Genomic DNA, 18,891 nt, shown 5'->3' on the forward strand with positions numbered 1-18,891 from the left:
CCCGGCCGGTTCATCCAGTGCCCCCCAAGCTGCAAATCAGCAACCGACCTGCATGTCACGCTGGCAGCCTGGCCGGCTCAGTCTTCAACCTCGAACTGCCGGAACTGGGTGTTCAGCATCCGCACCAGCTCGTACTCGAAGGGGGAGCCGGTGCCGTGGTAGCGGAAGGGAATCCGCTTGCGCTTGTCGACGGCGTACATAATGTTGAATGGAACCTCGTACGGCTCATTATGGTCGAAGTTGAGGGGGTCGATGGCGTTGAAAGCGACCGCGTCGACGACCAGCCCGGCCGTGTCGCGGATGTTGCTCGGCCCGGCAACCGGCAGCACCACGTAAGCGCCGGTGCCCACCCCGTAGTGGCCGAGGGTCTGGCCGAAGTCCTCCTCCTGACGGAGCAATCCCCAGCTTGTGGCCGGGTCCCAGAGGCCGGCGATGCCGACCGTGGAGTTGACGACGAATCTGGCCGCGGTAATGCCGGTCTTCTTGAGCTTGAATTGCAGCAGGCTGTTGGTAAAGGTCCCGATTTCATAAATGTTGTCGTAGAAGTTCGAGACCCTCTGCTCGGCGTAGTCCGGCATGATGAAAGCGTACCCCTTGACCACCGGCAGAAAAAGGTACTTGTCGAAGTAGTAGTTGAAGCGGTAGGTGCCGCGGTTGAAGCCCTCCATCGGGTCGTTCATCAGCAGCATCGGCGGCTGCCCCGGGGGGATCTTGACCACCTCCTCATAGCGCCGCAGCGGCGCCTGGCTGTCAGGACCGGTCACCGGGACGGTGCTGCAGCCGGCAAGAAGCGAAAGTGCAGACAGGAGCAGAGCGGCCAGCAGCGTGCGTTTCGTCTTGGCCATGGTCACTGCTCCTTTCCGGTCAGAAAATCCGTCATGAACCGCACCACGTCCGGGTGATTGACGTTGCCGAGATGGCCCCCAGTGGGGAAGATCTTCGCCCGGTCGCCGAAGACCTCCTGCAGGTACTCGATCTCCCCGGGCATCAGGGTGACGTCGTCCTCGTTCCCCACCAGGCCGATTTTCTCGGCGCTGCGCAGGTAGGGCTCGATGCTGCGCAGGCTCAGCCGCTCGATCAGCGCCGGCTCGGTCAGGTCTGGCTCCCGCCGCTGGAGGTAGGGGAAGAGATATTCGTGGAAATAGTCGACGAAGCTGGTGCGGAAGGCGACCATCGCGTAGGGAGTGAGCGAGGTCGAGTTGTTCAGCTGCACCTGCGTCGGCAAGATGTAGCCGCCACCGTTCATCACATCGGCGGTGAAGATCATGTTGGCCGAGTCCATCCGGAAGGAGAGGCCGATCAAAGCCTTCAAATTCTCTTCGATAGGAGGCTGGCGCTTGTAGGCCTGGTAGAGGAACTCGCCGGTCAGTTCCACATACCCCATCTCCCTGGAGACGGCGGCGACGTTGAGCAGGACCGACTGGAACCAGCGGTTGAAGTTCTCCTCCCCACCGGGGATGTTTTCGACCAGCAGCCGGTCGAGGGCGCTGACCGAGTTGAAGAGGCTGACCGGCGGATTGAGCAGGAGCACCTTGCGGAAGTCGAAGAGCTTCTTCTCCTCGTCCAGCATCGAGACGAAGGCGGCCTGGGTGCCGCCGAGGCTGTAGCCGGCCAGGGCGAAGCTCGAGACCTCGACCTCGCTGCGCACCTTTTTCCAGGCCTGTTGCATGACCCGGTAGAGGTCGCGGGCATCCTCCCGCAGGTCGCCCGGCATGAAGCTTTCGGAGGCGTTGACGACGAAATTCATGTGCGTCGGCGAAGTGATCGAGACGACATGAAAGCCCGCCTGGTAGTAGGCCCGCTGCAGCTTGAGCATGATCGGCGAGTTGAAGCGCGAGCCGGTGCCGGCGATGACGAAGATCAGCGGCGCCCGCTGCGGCTGCGGCGCCAGCGAGCAGTAGAGCCCGTCTTCGTACCAGAAAACGTCCGGGGTCCTGCGCTTGGGAAAAACCTTCAGTTTGAACACCTTGGTCGGCACCTCTGCCGGCAGCTCGGCCAGGTAGACCGCCGGCAGGTCCATGACGGTCGCTTCGTAGGGGCTGACGAAGGGATAGAAGTAGGGCTGGACCGCAGCTCCGGCGGCTTCGCCGCCGAACACCAGTGCCAGCGGCAACACCAGCAGCAGGATCATTTTCCGCATCGGTTCCTCCCAAGGATCGCGTTCGCCGCGGTGAACAAGGCCGCAGCGGCCGGCAGCGTGAGCATCATTGCAGCAGCCCCGCCTCGCGCAGGTAGTCCTGCGCCCCGGGGTGCAGCGACAGCACCGGCACCGCGGCCATCTCCGGCGCCTCCAGTGCGGAGATGGCCAGATGCTGGCGGCGGAAGCGGTCGAGATTCTCCAACACCGTCCGCACCAGCAGGCGGACCGTCGCCTCGTCCAGGTCGGCGCGAGCGAAGAGGACGGCCTTCACACCGATGCTCGGCACCGGTTCGCGTCGCTCCAGCCCGGGATAGTGCTCCACCGGAATGGTGACGGGGTGGAGAAGGTTCCGGCTGGCAATGAAGGCCTCGACCATCTCCGGAGGCAGCGGCACCAGTTGCACTTTGCGCTCGCCGGAGCTCGCTTCGCGGACCGACAGGTTGGGATGGCCGACGGTGTAGAAGTAGGCGTCTATCTCGCCCGCCTGCAGCAGGTCGGAGGCGAGGGCGGCCGGCTCCTTGCGCAGTTGGACATCCTCCGGCCCGACGCCGACCAACTCCAGCAGCTGTTGCGCATTCTCGTTGTCGGCGGAGCCGGGGGCGCCGATGTTGACCCGCTTCCCCTTGAGGTCAGCGAGACCGGTAATTCCCGCGTCGTCGGCGGCAACCAGCGTCAACGCCTCGCTGTGCAGGGCGAGAATGCCGCGCAGGTCGGCCTGCGGGTGACCCTCCCAGGGGCCGAGTCCGTTCGCCGCCTTGAACAGCATGTCGGCCTGGGCCAGGCCGAAGGCGACCTTCCCCTGCAGCACGTCGTCGATGTTCTGTTCCGAACCCTGTGACGGCTGGTTGATCAGGTACAGGCCGGTGTCCGGGCTGTGGCGGTTGACCACCTTGGCCAGGGCGGCGGCAGCGGCGTAGTAGACGCCTGCGGTATTGCCCGAGCCGATGGCCAGTTTTTTCACCTCGCCGGCCCAGCCGGTGACCGGCCTGGCGAACGTGGCCGCCAGCAGCAATGCCAGGATGATCCCGCGCAGAAGACTGCACCTTCCCATGAAGCCTCCTCAACTCAAGAGAATCGGCAATGCCGGCAGAATGCCAATGCCCGGATTTGCCTGATGACTGCGCTGCAACAGCCGGAATCATTGACTCTCCGCCGGCGACCGCGGATCGGGCACCCCCGCGCGGACGCGGGCGGAGAAGAGCAGGTCCTGGTCGGCGGGCATCCGAATCCGGTCCAGGTAGAGCTGCTCGCCACGGTGGCTGGTGTGCAACCGCGCCACGTCCCGAGACGTCCCCGCTCGCTCCCTGAGCGAAAAGGGCCCCACAGCGATGCACTGCCTGACTATTCGCTCGCCTGCCCTACGTCCCCCTCGATCCAGGCGGTCAGCAGGGTATAGCTGACCGCCAGCAGCACCGGGCCAATGAACAGCCCGATGATGCCGAAGGCGATCAGGCCGCCGATGCTGCCGGCGAGAATAAGCAGCATCGGCAGGTCGACCCCCTTCCTGATCAGGATGGGACGCAGGACGTTGTCGAGATTGGCGGCAACGACAGTCCAGACCAGCAGCAGAGTGCCGGCGAATGGATGCCCGCTCCAGTAGAGCCATCCCACCGCCGGGAGCAGCACGGGGATCGGGCCGACCTGGATGAGCGACGAAATGAACATCACTGCGGTCAGCACCGACACGAACGGTACCCCGGCGACGGCGAGACCGACTCCCCCCAACACCGCCTGCACCATGGCGGTGACGACCACACCGAGGGCGACACCGCGGACCGCGCGGCCGGCGAGTATGATGGCATCCTCCCCCCGACGGCCGGCCAGGCGACGGGCAAACCGGCAAACCCCGTCGGCGGCTCTCTCACCACCGGCATAGAGGAGGGCAGCGAGAAGCACGGTCATCAGGAACTCGACGAACAGCATCCCGAGGCTGCCGGCCTGGGCAACGAACCAGGCGACGAATTTTCCGGCATACGGGGCCAGGCGAGCGGTCACTGCTTCGTGCCCCGAGACTGCCAACTCCTGCCATTGCTCGACCAGCCGGCGGCCAACGGCCGGGATTTTGCCGAGCCATTCCGGCGGCGGCCCGAGGGTGGCGGTTCCCAGGGATCTGGCCCACTCGATGATCTCGTCGGCGTTCTGAACGATCGCGGCGATGGCGAGGGTGAAGGGGACGAAGAAAACCAGCAGCAGCGCCAGCGTCATGACCGCTACGGCGAGGCCACGCCGGCCCCAGAGCCGGGCCTGCGCGCCGAGCATCAACGGCCACGTGGCGACGACGATCATCGTTGCCCAGAGCAGCGGCAGCAGGAAGGGGCGCAGGATCCAGATGCAGGCGGCAATGAGCATGCCGATGAACAGGACGGCCAGAGTGGTGCGGGTGAGGTCGCGGGTGGGCGAGGTCGACATCGGTGATGAACTCCTGCTGGCGGCGAGATGCGAAAACCGTGCGGGGCGTCGGCGCGCACCCTTCCGCACGGCGCTAACGCTAAACTGACGGGCCGGTCCCGGGGGGCGAGCCACTCTTTTCGGCACCGCGCTCCGCCCGCCGGACCGGAGTGGCCCGGTCGAGGTGCACGTCGAGCTGCGGGAAGGCCATGACGATGCCGGCTTCGCCGAAGCGGTGGTCGAGCATGTGCCGGTAGTCGCTCTCTATGATGCGATAATCGTAGCTCGGGCTGACCTGCGCCCAGAAATAGGCGCTGAAGATCAGGGCACTGTCGCCGAAATCCTCGAACAGGACCACCGGTTCCGGCTGCTTAAGGATCCGGCCGTGCTCGGCCATCGCTTCGGACATGATCTGTACCACCTCCCGGGTCGGCGAGCCGTAAGCTACCCCGACCCGCACCTTGAGGCGAATGAGCTCGTCCGCCAGGGTCAGGTTGATGACGCTCTTCTGCAGAAACTCGCTGTTCGGCACCAGCATGTCGAAACCGTCGAAGCGTCGCACCTGTGAGCAGCGGGCGCCGATCTCGATCACCCGGCCACGGTTGCCATCGACCTCGATCACATCCCCAACCTTGATCGGCCGCTCGAACAGCAGAATCATCCCGCTGATGAAGTTGTTGATCAGGTTCTGCGCACCGAAGCCGACGCCGATGGCGAGGGCACCTCCCATGAAGGCGAAAATCGTCAGCGGAATCTTCACCGTAATCAGGGCAAAGACGAAAACCGCGATGACGACCAGTGCCGTCAGTATTTTTTCGACGAGGACCGCCGTCCCCACCTCAAGCTTCAGGAACCTGGCTGCCAGCCCACGGACTCGGTCCCGAATCAGAAAAACCAGCCACAGCCCAACCACCAGGATCGCCAGCGCCACCGCTACCTTGCCGATGGTTACCGGTCGCTCCTTGGTCACTGCCTGACCGTTGACCAGAATGGTGTCCTCGACGACGAACAGCTCGTAGCTCCAGGACCGGCGGACCAGCTCCCAGGCGCGGGCAGCAGTTCCCTGCAGCTGCTGTTCGCCGCTGGTCTGCTGCCGACGCTCCTGGACCTCGTCGATTAAGTGATTTTGCAGCCGCAGGATGTCGTCGACGGTCCCCAGCGCCTTGAGCAGAAAATCGCTCCGCTCGACATAATTGTCGAGCTGCTGCTGCACCGGCTCCCGCGCCGCAGCCCCTGGCCCCAGGTCGGCCAGCCGCTGCCGCTGGTTGAGGGCCAGGTTCTGTGCCAGCTTCAAGCTCGAATCAAGGTAGGAGCGGTACTCTTCCGCCCGGCGTTGGGCGCCCTGCAACCGCTCCGCGAGCTTCTCCAGTTCGGCACTGTCGACCCCCCGAACCACCCGGTAGCGTTCCCCCCAGATCGACTTCTCGTACCTCAGGACGACGTCACGGATCTTGTAGAACTCGGCCTTCAGGGCGAGGTTGTCGGATTGTGCCTGGCGCAGCTCAAGGGTCTCCTGCAACTGTTCGATTTCGGCCTGGCCGACGGCGGCGGCACGAGCGCGCTGCAGCTCCTGTCGCGCCTGTTGCAACCGCTCCTGACCCAGGGAGCTCTCCCGGCCGACCCGGAGCTGCTCGGCTTCGAGCTGCTGCTGCTCCGTGGCCACGGCAGCGAGCTTTTTTTCCAGCTCCGCCTGGCTGAAAACGGCCGGGGTGGCGTTCGCCACCCGCAGTTGCCGCTCGAGAAAGGCGAGCTTGTCGTTGTGCAGGGCCAGCGCCATCTCGGTCATCTTCTGCCTGGCACCGGCCGAAAGGATCTCCGCCTGCGCTGAGGCCTCGGCCAGCCGGGCAAGGTCGTCCAGCCATTCCTGGCGCAGTTGGTCTCCCGCTAGCGCCGGCTTTTCGAGCAGCTCCGCCACCTGGCGCCGGCGCTGCTGTGCCTCCTTCAGCGTCTGGCGCGCCCGGTCGAGGTCCTGCTGAGCGAAGGACTGAAGAATTCTGTCCTTCTTGATCAAGATATTCTGGGCGCCAATCGAATCGCGAAGCTCGTCGAGGAGGCTGAGCGGATAGGGTGGTGCGATGCCGAACCCCTCCCAGCCCGCCATCTTGGCCGCCAGGTCCTGGTTGGCCAGGCGCATTTCCGCCAACTCGCGCAGAGCGAGGATGTGATGGTCGTAAGCCCGCGCCTGCCGATCGAGAAGAACCATTTTTTGCGCGGCCTCTTCATCGGTCGCACCGAACTGCTGCGCCGGCGTCGCCTCGAGCAGTGCCTGGAAGCTCTGCAGCTGCTCTCGGGTAGCCGTCAGAGCCTGCTCGAGCATTTCGGGAGAGGGGGGAGCGGCTTCGCCCCCTTCGGTCTGGGCAACAGGCGGCTCCTTTGTCCCAAGCCCGGGCAGTTCCGCCCAGGCGGCGGACGCCAGGGCGACGAGGAGCCAGAGCCCGGCGGCCAAGAGCTGCAGCGGCGTGGGGCGAGGCGGCATGGCTGTGCGCCTCATCATCGGGTCGCCCCCAAGTTGTAGAGGTCCTTGATGTACGAGTGGGTCGGGGTGCTGTCGAGGTGGAAATAGTGCTCCTTGACATCCTCGCCGGTGTTCCCCTCACCTGCCGTTGGCAGCTTGCCATGCTCGACGGTCATTTTATCGGATGGCATGTCCTCTTCACCTGCAATTGATTTACCCAAGGCGTGGCTGGGTGGAAGCCAGCGGTGACCGGGCCTGAGAACAAGCCGATACTAATGGAAAATATTAACAGGTCACAAGGGTTCTGCCAGCATGCCCCCCCTGGAAGGATTCCCGTGGCCGTCGAAAGGTTTGACTTTTGCCCGGCCGCGGGCAAAATATCCTCGTATATGCACTGCAGAAAGGAGAACAGATGCTGGTTCTGGCAGGGGACATCGGGGGGACGACGACGCGGCTCGCTTTTTTCCGCGACGCCGGCAACGGACTCGAAACGGTGGCGGCGGGACACTATGCGAGCCGCGAGCGCGGCAGCCTGGCCGCCATCCTGCAGGCCTTCGTTGCCGAACACGGCCTGGCCCCCGAACGTGTCTGCCTCGGTATCGCCGGACCGGTGTGTGAGGGCCGGGTGCTGACCCCCAATCTCCCCTGGCTCGTCGACGCCGGGGAACTGGCCGGGCTGCTGGGCCTGACACGGGTCTCCCTGATCAACGACCTGCAGGCCAACGCCTACGGCATTCCCCTGCTGGGCGAGGAGGATTTTGCGGTCCTCAGCCCGGGGCGGCCCGACCCCTCGGGGCCCATCGCCGTCATCTCCGCCGGCACCGGGCTCGGCGAGTCGATGGCGGTCTGGGACGGCACCGCCCACCGTCCCCTGCCGACCGAGGGGGGGCATGCCGACTTCGCCCCCCGCAACGAACTGGAGACAGAACTGCTCCTCTATCTGCGGGCCGAATTCGGCCGGGTGAGTTACGAACGGGTCCTCTCCGGACCCGGCCTGGGCAACATCTACCGCTTCCTGCGCGACAGCCGCAACCTCGCCGAGGACCCCGCGATAGTCATGGAAATGGGCCAGGGCGACGCGGCGGCTGCCATCGCCCGGGCCGCCCTGGCGGGGAGTTGTCCCCTGTGCGGACAGGCCCTCGACCTCTTCGTCTCCCTCTACGGCGCCGAGGCCGGCAACCTCGCCCTGCGCACCCTCGCCACCGGCGGCGTCTACCTCGGCGGCGGCATCGCCCCGAAAATCATCGACCGGCTCCAGGGCCCGGCCTTCATGCTCGCCTTCACCGCCAAGGGGCGCCTCAGCCCGCTGCTCGAAACCATCCCGGTGCGGGTCATCCTCAACGAGCGCACGGCCCTGCTCGGCGCCGGCCGCTGCGCCCTGCTCGGTCCCGCCTGATTCAGCTGCGCCGGGGTCCGAAGGGTCCAGCCCAGCCACGAAAGTGCGGGGTGGGGGGATGACTTGACGGGTCAAAAAATCGGGATAGAGTGAATCCGTAATCGAATAGTCGATCCCGAAAAGCCAAACCTGCCGCGAGGCGGGGACGGAAAGCGATGGGTCCGCCGAAGCCGAGGCGAAGGCGGATGGCCGAGCTGCCGAAGGATGTCACATCCTTGAGAGGTGGTTCGGCCTTTAATTTTCCAGCGAAAGGAGTCCCATCCATGAATTACACGGAACTGCTCAACCCACAGAACTCCGCCGTCGTCTTCATCGACTTCCAGCCGCAGATGGTCTTCGGTGTGGCTAACATCGACCGGCAGACCCTCTTCAACAACGTCCTGCTGCTGGCCAAGGCGGCCAAAATCTTCAAGGTGCCGACTATTCTGACCACGGTGGAGTCGAAAGGCTTCTCCGGCAACATGTGGCCGCAGCTGCTCGACCTCTTCCCCGGCCAGGAGCCGATCGAGCGCAGCTCCATGAACTCGTGGGAGGATGCGAAGTTCGTCGCCGCGGTGCAGGCCACCGGGCGCAAGAAGCTGGTCATGGCGGCCCTCTGGACCGAGGTCTGTCTGGCCTTCCCGGCCCTGGAGGCAATCAAGGCGGGCTATGAAGTCTATGCCGTCGAGGATGCCTCCGGCGGCACCACCGTCACCGCCCACAACGCCGCCATGCGCCGCGTCGAGCAGGCGGGCGCGGTGCCGATGACCGCCCTGCAGGTCCTCCTCGAGTACCAGCGCGACTGGGCCCGCAAGGAAACCTACGACGCCGTGATCGAGGCGGTGAAGGAACACTGCGGCGCCTACGGCCAGGGAGTGGAGTACGCCTATACCATGGTGCACGGGGCGCCTCCCAGCCGCAAAGGCGCGGGCCGTTGAGGACATGGAAGGTCCCGAACGGGAAGGCGGCCCGCTAACGGTCGTCGTCACTTGGCGGGTCCGGCTGGGATGCGAAGAGGCGTTCGAGGCGTGGCGCCGGGAGATTGCGGCCGCTGCCCTGGAATTCCCCGGCCACATGGGGATCGACGTGATTCGTCCGGGCGCCACCCCGGGCGAATATGTGGTCATCTTCCGCTTCGATACCTACGAGCACCTGCGGGCATGGCAGGAGTCGGATATCCGCCGGAAGCTGCTGAAGAAGGCCGAGTCGTTTCGGGAGAGTGAACCGTCCTACCGCTTGGAAAGCGGTCTGGAGTTCTGGTTTGCGCCGCCGGGCGTGCCGGCCTCGCCGCCCCGCTGGAAGATGGCCCTGGTCACGGTCATCGGCGTCTGGCCGGCGAGCCTGCTGGTCCCCCGGCTGCTGCATCCTTTCACCGGCAACCTGCCTGCGCCCCTTAAGGCCCTGCTGATTGCCGTGGGCATCGTGATTCTTCTCACCTGGGCGATCATGCCGCTGCTGGTGCGAATTCTTCGTCCCTGGCTGCATCGGCGCGGATAAGGGAGAGCGATATGAAAGCACCCGAACTGATACTGCATAATGGAGCGATTACCACCCTCGATGATTCGCATCCCCAAGTCTCGGCCGTTGCCATTACCGGCGGACGGATAACGGCCACCGGCGGAGAGGAGCTGCTCGCCGCGGCCGACGACAAGACGCAGCGGATCGATCTGAAGGGACGGCGGGTCATTCCGGGGCTCAACGACTCCCACATCCACGTGATCCGGGGAGGGCTCAACTTCAACATGGAGCTGCGCTGGGACGGAGTACCATCGCTGTCACTGGCGCTGGAGATGCTCCGCGAGCAGGCCCGACGCACGCCGCCGCCCCAGTGGGTGCGCGTGATCGGCGGCTGGACGGAATTCCAGTTTGCCGAGCGGCGGCTGCCGACCCTGGAGGAGATCAACGACGCCGCGCCCGACACGCCGGTGTTCGTCCTGCATCTGTACGACCGGGCACTGGTCAACGGGGCGGCGCTCCGGGCGCTCGGCTACGCGCGGGAGACCCCCGATCCCCCCGGCGGGGTGATCGAGCGGGACAAGGCGGGGAATCCGACCGGGCTTCTCATCGCCAAGCCGAACGCCCTGATTCTCTACGCGAGTCTCGCCAAGGGGCCGAAGCTCGGTTTCGACGACCAGGTCAACTCGACCCGCCACTTCCTGCGCGAACTGAACCGGCTGGGGATCACCAGCTGCATCGACGCCGGCGGCGGTTTCCAGAACTATCCCGACGACTACCGGGTCGTCGAGCAGTTGGAGGGAAGGGGTGAGCTGACCCTGCGGATCGCCTACAACCTCTTCACCCAGAGGCCGAAAGAGGAGTACGACGACTTTGCCCGCTGGATCGGCATGACCGAACCGGGGAAGGGGAGTGACGTCTACAGGATGAACGGCGCCGGCGAGATGCTGGTCTTCTCCGCCGCCGACTTCGAGGACTTCCTGGAGCCGCGCCCCGACCTTCTGCCGGGGATGGAAGCGGAGCTGAAGAAGGTGGTCGGCCTGCTGGCGGCGAAGCGCTGGCCGTTCCGCCTGCACGCCACCTACAACGAATCGATCTCCCGCTTCCTCGACGTCTTCGAGGCGGTCGACCGGGAGATTCCGTTCCAGGGGCTGCGCTGGTTTTTCGACCATGCCGAGACCATCTCGGAGAAAAGCATGGAGCGGGTGCGGCGCCTCGGCGGCGGGATTGCCATCCAGGACCGGATGGCGTTCCAGGGAGAATACTTCGTGGCCCGCTACGGGGCCGAGGCGGCCAGGCGGACCCCGCCCATCAGCCGGATGCTGGAGATGGGCATTCCGGTCGGCGCCGGGACGGACGCCACGCGGGTATCGAGCTACAACCCCTGGGTCGCACTCTACTGGCTCGTGAGCGGCAGGACCGCGGGAGGTCTGCCGCTGTATGACGAGAAGAACCGCCTCGACCGAACCGCGGCGCTCAGGCTCTACACGGTCGGCAGCTCCTGGTTCTCCGGCGACGAGGGGAAAAAGGGGGGGATTGCGGCGGGGCAGCTTGCCGACCTGGCGGTGCTGTCGGCGGACTACTTCACCGTCCCCGAAGAGGAGATCAAGGGGATCGAGGCGGTGCTGACCGTCATGGGGGGGAAGATCGTCCATGGCAGCGGCGATTTTGGTCCCCTGGCGCCTCCACTGCCGCCGGTGAGTCCCGACTGGTCGCCGGTAGCCAGTTATGGCGGCTACCACCGTGGAAGTATCTCATCAGGCCTGCATCGTCAGGGATGCGCCTGCCACAGCCATCGGCTAGTCCGGTCGCCGAAAGAGTTCCGCTTCTGGGGTATCGGCTGCGACTGCTTCGCTTTCTGATCTAATCAGCGCTTCGACCTGTTCCACGAACCCCGTACGTGAACGGAGGGTCGGGGACGTAGGTAACTTGTGTAACTTTTGCAGCTGAAGGCGAATAAGTTACATAAGTTACCAGCGTCCCCTGGGACCGGCAAGGCCCCTTAGCATGCCTGGGCAGGAAGATGACCAAAAGCGTGGAGTGCAACAAGATGGCAATGGAATACTTCTACGAACTCTTCGAAGAACTGCCCCGACAGGGACCGGGTTGCAGGGAAGCCACCCTTAGGGCGCTTGGTCTGCTGAAGGATCTGCCATCAAAACCCAGAGTGCTGGATATCGGCTGCGGGTGCGGTATGCAGACGCAGATCCTCGCTCAGGAACTGAAGACGAAAATCCTGGCGATCGACAACCACCGGCCCCTGCTGGATCGCTTGGACCGGGCCGCCGCACGGAAGGGTTTGGACATCGAAACGCGCGAACTGTCCATGATCGACATGCCCTTTGACGCAGAGAGCTTCGACCTGCTCTGGGCCGAGGGCTCCATTTTCATCATCGGACTTGCGCGCGGGCTGCAGGACTTCAGGGCCTACCTCAAGACAGGCGGCTATCTGGCCTTCACCGAGTTGTGCTGGTTCGAGAGCGAGCCTCCGGCCGAGGCCAGGACCTACTTCGACAACGTCTATCCGGACATCAGAACCGCGGACGAAGTGCGCCGGTTGGCGGCCGCCAGCGGCTACAAAGTGATCGAAAGCTTCAATCTGCCCGACAGCGCATGGTGGGACGACTACTACACGCCGATGCTCGAGCGCATGAAGGAACTGAGGTTCAAGAACGCCGGTGTGGCCGAGGCAGAAGCGGTCTGCGCCGGGTGCGAGGCCGAGATCGAGATGTTCCGGCGGCATTCGAAGAGCTACGGCTACGCCTTCTTCGTGCTGCAAAGGATCTGACCCCTCAGGCGCGCTCTGGTTCTCCGGCGATGAGAAGGAGCGACACAACCCTTCAAACCTCAATTTCACCTCAAGGTCAAAACCTGCACGCGGATAACATCTGATCCAATCGGATATTCGCGGGTCAGGTGTCAGGTCTACACATTGACAGGTAATTGTCAATGTGTAGACCTGACACCTCCATTCCCCTCAACCCGCAGCCCTCCCCCCCCTCATTGTCAATCCGTTCGACCATCAGCTCCTGAGCTCCGATGCCCTACGCATCGAATACGCGCCTCCGAGCCGACGGCTTGAATGGTCGTGAAATGGGGATAAAGTGAAACGGGAAGCCTGCCGATTCCGACCGAGCCGAACCTGCCGAAAGGCAGGGGCGGAAAGCGATGGGAAGGGTGGTCATCATGAGAACAACCCTGCTGGCGATGGTCGTGGCGGGACTGGTGATGGGATGCGCCGCCATGGGCAGCAAGATCGATCCCGCCGGTCTCGAAACGACTAGGAGAGGAGAAGCCGAGATGGAGACGATATTGCCCTCCCGGACCTTGAGTGTATCCATCCGCTGCAGTCCCGACAAAGCGTATGAATTCGTCACCAACCCGCAGAATCTGCCGAAGTGGGCACAGGGACTGGGCCGGTCGGTGAGGAAACAGGGCTCCGATTGGATGGTCGACACGCCGCAGGGGCCCATGAAAATCCGCTTCGCCGACCAGAACCGATTCGGCGTGATGGACCATTATGTGACCACGCCATCCGGGGTCGAGGTCTATGTCCCCATGCGCGTTCTCGCCAACGGTTCCGGCAGCGAGGTCATCTTCACCCTGTTCCGGCTGCCCGACATGTCGGATGCGAGGTACGCCGAGGATATGCAACTGGTCGAGCGCGATCTGCGGACGCTGAAGAATTTGCTGGAAAAATGACCGCCCAAAGACCCGGGTCGCAAGGGGCACTGCCGGCAGGAATAACCAGGTCTATGCAAGCGGCATGAGAAGGAGAAGAAACATGGCCACAGGAAAAAGTCCCGCCACGGGGTCAGCAGGATCGGAGCTCGTCATCACCCGCGTCTTCAAGGCGCCGCGCGATCTCGTGTGGCAGGCATGGACCGAACCCGAGACGATGAAGCGCTGGTGGGGGCCGAAAGGCTTCACGGCCCCAGTCTGCAGGATCGATCTGCGCGTGGGCGGGGTCTATCACAACTGCATGCGTTCGCCCGAGGGTCAGGACTTCTGGAGCACCGGCATCTATCGCGAGATCGTGCCGTCGGAGCGACTGGTCTGCACGGATTCATTCGCGGACGCACAGGGCAACGTCGTCCCGGCTACGCACTACGGCATGAGTGCCGACTTCCCCCTGGAATTGCTGGTGACGGTGACCTTCGAGGAACTGGATGGGCAGACCAGGCTCACCCTGAAGCACGTCGGCCTGCCGCCCGGCAAGGACCTGGACGACTGCCGGGACGGCTGGAGCGAATCGTTCGACAAGCTGGCCGAAGTTCTGGCGAAGGCATGAGGTGAGCCTCCCGCGCCCCTTTCGCCAGGCGGATCGAGGAAGGCACGCTCTTGCGGCAAAAGGAGAAAGCCAAAATGGAATGGCTTAACTACGACGCCCGTCGATTCTTTCTCTGCGGCATGCGGCTCTTTTTCGGGGTGTGGCTGCTCTACGTCGGTCTCTATAAATGGGTCGCCATGGGGCCGGAGGTGTTCGTCGGCTACATCACTGCCGAGTTCGACAAGACCTGGTCGCCGCACCTGCTGAATGTGCTGCTCGCCTGGCTGATCCTGATCGCCGAGCCGCTTCTGGCGGCACTGATTCTTTCCGGCAGGAAGGCGCGCCTCTTCTGGACGCTGACGGCGCTGCTCATGTTCCTTTTGACCCTCGGCCAGACCATCCTGCTGAAGCCGGATGTGATCGCCAACTGGCAATACCTCGTGCTGACCCTGGCCTGCGCCGCCCTGAGCGATCCGGAAAAAACCGGCAGCGGCGGGTCGACCCATTGACAAGGCTCCGGCCGGTCACCGAGTGACCCCCGCCATGGTCGTTGAAATTCGTCCGCCAGGTGCTATTGTCGGAGCAGGAAGGAGGCGGCTACCTGGCGCGGGGGGCGGCCGGAAGTTGAAAGCACGGCTTTTCAACGGGGAGACGCGAAGCCCGCAGAGAACGCCCTGTTGGCCTTCCTTTGCGATCTCTGCGCCGTTAGTGCGGGGAGCGAACGCACATGGGCGTGGGTTTGCGTTGACTTCAGGCTGTTAACTCGAACTTTTCAAGGAAGAGAGGACTCCCATGGCAAAAACAACCCCGGAAGGCTTTCACAGCGTTACCCCGATGTTCATGTTCAAGGACGCCCGCAAGGCCATAGATTTCTATAAACGGGCCTTCGGCGCCCAGGAGCTGTTCGTCATGCCGGGACCCGACGGCAAGGGGGTGATGCACGCCGAGATCCGGATCGGCAACTCGATCATCATGCTGGGCGAAGAGCATCCCCAGGAGGCCTGCAAAAGCGCGGAGACCTTCGGCGGCTCGCCGGTCAGCTTCTACCTTTACCTGGAGAACGTCGACGAGGCCTTCAGAGTCGCGGTCGCCGCCGGCGCCGAGGCCCGGATGCCGGTCCAGGAGATGTTCTGGGGGGACCGGGTAGGGACCGTGCAGGACCCCTTCGGCTACAGCTGGAGCCTCGCCACCCATACCAGGGATTTGACGCCGGAGGAAATCCGGCAGGGCGCGCAGGCCTTTTTCGCCCAGATGAAGAAGAAATAGGCCGTTTCGGCAAAGCAGCGAGTACTGTAATTGAGGCACGAAAGCCCGCAGCAGAGCGGGCTTTGCTTTTTTGGGGGACGCCGGAAGAGGTGGTATCGAGCCGGAAGTATCCGGCCAGGAGCGGCGAGGCCGGAAATATGGGAGTCCCGGCAACGCGGCAGGCTGCGAGTCAGCGCCTGCCGGTGCGTCAGTGGGGGATATTCGCGGCAGCCTGCTGCAGGGAGAAATAGAAGGCACTGCCTTTTCCCAGTGTGCTTTCGACCCAGATTCGGTCGCCGTGATTCTCCACGATGCGGCGCACCATCGTCAGGCCCAGGCCGGCGCCGCACGTTTTTCGGGTTTCGGGCCGGTCCACCCGGAAAGATTTTTCGAAGATGCTCTCCAGGCTCTCCTCCGGAATACCCAATCCTTCGTCCTGCACGGAGACCACCACGCGATCACCACTTCGCCATGCCGAAAGAAGCACCGCCCCCCCTTCGGGAGAATATTTCAGCGCATTGGCGACCAGATTGCGCAGGACAAGGTCGAGCTTCGGCCTGTCCCCCTGGACCGGCGGCAAGTCATCCGCGAGGGAGACCTGGAGATCATACTTCGGGGAGATGTTCCGGAATCGGGCGGCTGTCTGCAGGAGCAGATCGGGGACCTGAATGATCGAGAAGGTCATCCTCGACAGCCAGGTTCCAGCGTCCTCGTGGCAAACCATTTTCGCTATGTAATATTTTTTTCCAAATAAATGAAACACCCGCTTGCCAAGAGCCCCTCTTTGCGGTATACGAAATAATGTCTGGCGAAAAATCTCAAAAAATACTCTATGTGTTTGAGCGGGGATGATTGCTTCGGTTATTTCGGACGCAGCCCATTGGCAGGTCGGACAGGGTTGTTCGCTTTCCAGGGAGGGCCGGAACATGAATACGGAACAGGCAACCGGCTGCAGGCCGATCGCGCATGGACGTCTGATCACCCTGTCCCAGTGGGACGGTTCAGCCTTCCTGTCCCCTGGGCTGAGCAGTCTTCCGGCCGCGGAGAGCGAAGATGGAACGACCGTTACCGAGAGGCCTGGCAGCGAGGGGACGGCCCCGGCGACAGCCTGAGACAGCGGGTACCACAAACGGAGCAGGAGGAAATAACCCGGAGGTTTTTCAAGCGAACCTCCCCGGCGGATCAAGGAGGCTACTCATGGAAGGGAAAGGACTGGTGACGATTCTGATGTTCGGTTCTCTTTACAGCTTCCGGCAGGAGAGGGGACTTGCGCCGGCGCTGGAGTTGCCGCTGCCGCCGGGAGGGAAGCGGGCCCTGGACATCGCCGGGGAGCTTGGCCTCCCCCTCGACGCCATCGGCGCCATCTACTGCAATCATCGGCCCGCCGGCCTTCAGCGGCTGATCCATCCGGGGGACCGGATAGCCTTTGTGCCCAAAAGCATCCCCGGACCGCACAACGGCCCGCTGGGCTTCCCCATTCTCGATAGCGACGAAGCTCTGCGCCAGGTCGCCCGGGGGTAAGGCCGACCGCAGCGAAATCGGCCCCTGGGGCGCATGTATCGGGCTGGGGCTTTGTGACGGGGCAAGGGCGGTCGCTGCGCAGGGCCGGGCCTAATGCAGGGTCCTGAATTCTTCGGCGGTGAAAACCAGCACCCGCGTCGTTTTGCCATCAGGGTTGATCTGCAACTCGGTGATGTCCATCATCTTGTCCGAGAGCCACGCCTCGGTGACAATGGCCAGGAGAACTGCCTCAGGCTCATATTTCGGACCCGTCAGTCTGGCGTTCTTCAGGAATTCGACGACTCTCTCCCTGTTCGACCAAACCGGCAATGAAACCCCCCTGTCGTCAATTTCCTCGGCGTAGATGTTTTTGTAGATGCTTCTTGCCACCCATACCTGCCCGCTTGCTGCGACTTCGTCACGGAATATTTTCTCGCCAAGATATTCGATGCTCATCGCTTCTCAGCTTTCCGGCGGCCGATGGGGTCTGAGGTCCGGGCCGCCTCCCGAGGGGTGCCCTTTTGATTAAAATCTATCACAGGCTAATGGTTTCTGTCATGTTTTGCCCTCGGCAAAAGGGGACCGACCTGTTTTCTCGAAGATAGCACCCCGACGCCTTGCCCGCTGCGCGGGTTCCCTCCGCGAGGCGGCGAAGGGAGGCTCAGGGCAAGAGAAATGGGAGGGAAAGCGGGCGGGATTGCAGAATGGCGGGCTGGCTAGAACCGCGCCGCATCCTCCGGCCGGGAAAGGTTCAGCACCTCGGCCCTGGCCCCCTTCCGGTCGAGAAAGCGGGTGAGGATCTTGTAGCTGTCGAGGTCGAAGGGGAGCAGGTTCGGCTGCTTGAGCTGGCTGCGGACGGCCCGGCCGACGGTTTCGGCGGGCAGCTCGTCGCGGATTTTCTGGACGAACTCCCGGATGAGCCGGGCATCGCCGAGCGCCCGGTGGCGGTTCTGGGCGCCGAGGGCGTGCCGCTCGACGAGGGCGTCGAGGTTGTGCCGGCGGTGCTCGGGGAAGAGGGCGCGGGAGAGCTTGACGGTGCAGAGGGCCTTTTCCTGAAAGGCGATCCCCTGGCGGCGGAATTCGTTCTTCAGAAAGCCGTAGTCGAAGCGGGCGTTGTGGGCGACGAGGACCTTGCCGGCGAGCCGGTCGAACAGCTCTTCGGCGATCTGGTCGAAGGTGGGCGCCTCGGTCACCATGCCGTTGGCGATGCCGGTGAGCTGCTCGATAAAGGGGGAGAAGCTCTTCTCCGGATTGACCAGGGTCGACCATTCCCGGTCGGGCTGGCCGTCCGCCACCTCGCAGAGGCCGATTTCGATGATCCGGTCGTGCAGGGGATTGGTGCCGGTGGTTTCAAGGTCGAGGAACACGAGATTCTGCGGAAGCATCGGCTGAATGACTCAAGAGGGAATGGCGGAGGGGCGCTGGAGGCTTTCGCTAAGGATAAGGGAATCGGGTGGACCGGGTCAACCCCGCCTCCCCTTCGTCCTCCCGCCCGGAGTTGGGGATGCTGGCGAAATCCGTCAGGCATCGTATACTCATAATTAGAAAAAACAGCGAGCGGCCCCCAACCCAACGAATGAAAGGAGCACCTCATGCTCAGCAAAGCGATGGTCAAGCAGTTGAACGAACACGTCACGCTCGAATTCTACTCCTCCAATCTCTACCTGCAGATGAGCGCCTGGGCCGATCTCAAGGGGCTCGAAGGGTGCACCGCGTTTCTGCGGGCCCACGCCCAGGAGGAGATGGGACACATGCACAAGCTCTTCAACTATGTCAACGAAACCGGCGCCATGGCGGTCATCGGCGAGATCAAGGCGCCGCCCAGCGACTACAGTTCGGTCGGCGAGCTCTTCCAGAAGGTCTACGAGCACGAGTGCTTCATTACCGGCAAGATCAACCAGCTGGTCGCCGCCGCCTTGAAGGAACAGGACTTCTCGACCTTCAATTTCCTGCAGTGGTACGTGGCCGAGCAGCACGAGGAGGAATACCTCTTCCAGCAGGTCCTCGACAAGATCAAGATCATTGGCGAGAAAGGGAGCGGGGTCTTCTTCATCGATCGGGCG

22 protein-coding genes and 2 riboswitches are annotated in these 18,891 nt (G+C 63.6%); of the genes, 12 read left to right on the plus strand and 10 right to left on the minus strand.

Translation table 11 applies throughout. The features are described 5' to 3' along the window. Positions 1-77 precede the first annotated feature (77 nt). From VD811_01195 to VD811_01225, 7 genes are all read right to left on the minus strand, one after another. On the minus strand, positions 78-845 hold the full coding sequence (locus VD811_01195; GenBank protein ID HXV19588.1) for a VacJ family lipoprotein: 768 nt from the start codon (positions 843-845) through the stop codon (positions 78-80). A gap of 2 nt (positions 846-847) precedes the next feature. Continuing rightward, positions 848-2,140 carry an alpha/beta hydrolase gene (locus VD811_01200; GenBank protein ID HXV19589.1) on the minus strand — a complete coding sequence of 431 codons (1,293 nt, stop codon included), beginning with the start codon at positions 2,138-2,140 and terminating at the stop codon, positions 848-850. Between the two features lie 64 nt (positions 2,141-2,204). Next, positions 2,205-3,191: a TAXI family TRAP transporter solute-binding subunit gene (locus VD811_01205; GenBank protein ID HXV19590.1), complete on the minus strand. Its 987-nt coding sequence runs from the start codon at positions 3,189-3,191 to the stop codon at positions 2,205-2,207. 87 nt (positions 3,192-3,278) lie between these two features. Next, positions 3,279-3,419 (minus strand): hypothetical protein, encoded by a 141-nt coding sequence (locus VD811_01210; protein HXV19591.1) that lies wholly within the window; start codon positions 3,417-3,419, stop codon positions 3,279-3,281. Positions 3,420-3,481: 62 nt separating this feature from the next. After that, the gene (gene ydiK / locus VD811_01215; protein ID HXV19592.1) at positions 3,482-4,549 is read right to left on the minus strand and encodes an AI-2E family transporter YdiK; all 1,068 of its coding nucleotides are present in this window, start codon (positions 4,547-4,549) and stop codon (positions 3,482-3,484) included. A 79-nt stretch (positions 4,550-4,628) separates the two neighbouring features. Next, on the minus strand, positions 4,629-7,022 hold the full coding sequence (locus VD811_01220; GenBank protein ID HXV19593.1) for a mechanosensitive ion channel domain-containing protein: 2,394 nt from the start codon (positions 7,020-7,022) through the stop codon (positions 4,629-4,631). Then, positions 7,019-7,174, minus strand: coding sequence for a hypothetical protein (locus VD811_01225; protein ID HXV19594.1), 156 nt, complete (start codon positions 7,172-7,174; stop codon positions 7,019-7,021). Before VD811_01225 ends, VD811_01220 begins: the two co-directional genes overlap by 4 nt. A gap of 221 nt (positions 7,175-7,395) precedes the next feature. On the opposite strand from VD811_01225, the gene glk reads away from it, so the two are divergent. The 9 genes from glk to VD811_01270 all read left to right on the plus strand — a co-directional run bounded on the left by glk (position 7,396) and on the right by VD811_01270 (position 15,349). Further along, positions 7,396-8,379 (plus strand): glucokinase, encoded by a 984-nt coding sequence (gene glk, locus VD811_01230; protein ID HXV19595.1) that lies wholly within the window; start codon positions 7,396-7,398, stop codon positions 8,377-8,379. Between the two features lie 112 nt (positions 8,380-8,491). Further along, positions 8,492-8,581: riboswitch (cyclic di-GMP riboswitch) on the plus strand. A gap of 61 nt (positions 8,582-8,642) precedes the next feature. After that, on the plus strand, positions 8,643-9,296 hold the full coding sequence (locus VD811_01235; GenBank protein ID HXV19596.1) for an isochorismatase family protein: 654 nt from the start codon (positions 8,643-8,645) through the stop codon (positions 9,294-9,296). Between the two features lie 4 nt (positions 9,297-9,300). Next, positions 9,301-9,855 carry an antibiotic biosynthesis monooxygenase gene (locus VD811_01240; GenBank protein ID HXV19597.1) on the plus strand — a complete coding sequence of 185 codons (555 nt, stop codon included), beginning with the start codon at positions 9,301-9,303 and terminating at the stop codon, positions 9,853-9,855. Between the two features lie 11 nt (positions 9,856-9,866). Then, positions 9,867-11,675 carry an amidohydrolase gene (locus VD811_01245; protein ID HXV19598.1) on the plus strand — a complete coding sequence of 603 codons (1,809 nt, stop codon included), beginning with the start codon at positions 9,867-9,869 and terminating at the stop codon, positions 11,673-11,675. Positions 11,676-11,836: 161 nt separating this feature from the next. After that, positions 11,837-12,601, plus strand: coding sequence for a class I SAM-dependent methyltransferase (locus VD811_01250; protein HXV19599.1), 765 nt, complete (start codon positions 11,837-11,839; stop codon positions 12,599-12,601). A gap of 337 nt (positions 12,602-12,938) precedes the next feature. After that, a riboswitch (cyclic di-GMP riboswitch) is annotated at positions 12,939-13,022 on the plus strand. Continuing rightward, entirely contained in the window at positions 13,000-13,515 is a 516-nt protein-coding gene (locus VD811_01255; protein HXV19600.1) for a hypothetical protein, read from the plus strand. (Overlaps the previous riboswitch by 23 nt.) Before the next feature lie 82 nt (positions 13,516-13,597). After that, a complete protein-coding gene (locus VD811_01260) occupies positions 13,598-14,104 on the plus strand; it encodes an SRPBCC domain-containing protein (GenBank protein ID HXV19601.1) in 507 nt (168 codons plus the stop codon). Between the two features lie 74 nt (positions 14,105-14,178). Continuing rightward, positions 14,179-14,592 (plus strand): hypothetical protein, encoded by a 414-nt coding sequence (locus tag VD811_01265; GenBank protein HXV19602.1) that lies wholly within the window; start codon positions 14,179-14,181, stop codon positions 14,590-14,592. A 283-nt stretch (positions 14,593-14,875) separates the two neighbouring features. After that, positions 14,876-15,349: a VOC family protein gene (locus VD811_01270; protein HXV19603.1), complete on the plus strand. Its 474-nt coding sequence runs from the start codon at positions 14,876-14,878 to the stop codon at positions 15,347-15,349. Positions 15,350-15,536: 187 nt separating this feature from the next. Here VD811_01270 and VD811_01275 read toward each other — a convergent pair whose 3' ends face one another. Continuing rightward, positions 15,537-16,256, minus strand: coding sequence for an ATP-binding protein (locus VD811_01275; GenBank protein ID HXV19604.1), 720 nt, complete (start codon positions 16,254-16,256; stop codon positions 15,537-15,539). Between VD811_01275 and VD811_01280 the strand changes: the two genes are divergently transcribed. Both VD811_01280 and VD811_01285 read left to right on the plus strand, forming a co-directional pair. Then, entirely contained in the window at positions 16,255-16,440 is a 186-nt protein-coding gene (locus VD811_01280) for a hypothetical protein (protein ID HXV19605.1), read from the plus strand. The two genes, VD811_01275 and VD811_01280, sit on opposite strands and share 2 nt — an antisense overlap. Positions 16,441-16,525: 85 nt before the next feature. Further along, entirely contained in the window at positions 16,526-16,849 is a 324-nt protein-coding gene (locus tag VD811_01285; GenBank protein ID HXV19606.1) for a MoaD/ThiS family protein, read from the plus strand. Positions 16,850-16,939: 90 nt separating this feature from the next. On the opposite strand, the gene VD811_01290 is transcribed toward VD811_01285, so the two are convergent. Continuing rightward, positions 16,940-17,284 (minus strand): hypothetical protein, encoded by a 345-nt coding sequence (locus VD811_01290; protein HXV19607.1) that lies wholly within the window; start codon positions 17,282-17,284, stop codon positions 16,940-16,942. A gap of 260 nt (positions 17,285-17,544) precedes the next feature. Beyond that, positions 17,545-18,213, minus strand: coding sequence for a 3'-5' exonuclease (locus VD811_01295; protein HXV19608.1), 669 nt, complete (start codon positions 18,211-18,213; stop codon positions 17,545-17,547). 207 nt (positions 18,214-18,420) lie between these two features. Between VD811_01295 and ftnA the strand changes: the two genes are divergently transcribed. Then, on the plus strand, positions 18,421-18,891 hold a 471-nt coding region (gene ftnA, locus VD811_01300), incomplete at its 3' end, for a non-heme ferritin (protein ID HXV19609.1).

This window comes from Desulfuromonadales bacterium, assembly GCA_035620395.1.
GTDB lineage: Bacteria > Desulfobacterota > Desulfuromonadia > Desulfuromonadales > DASPGW01 > DASPGW01.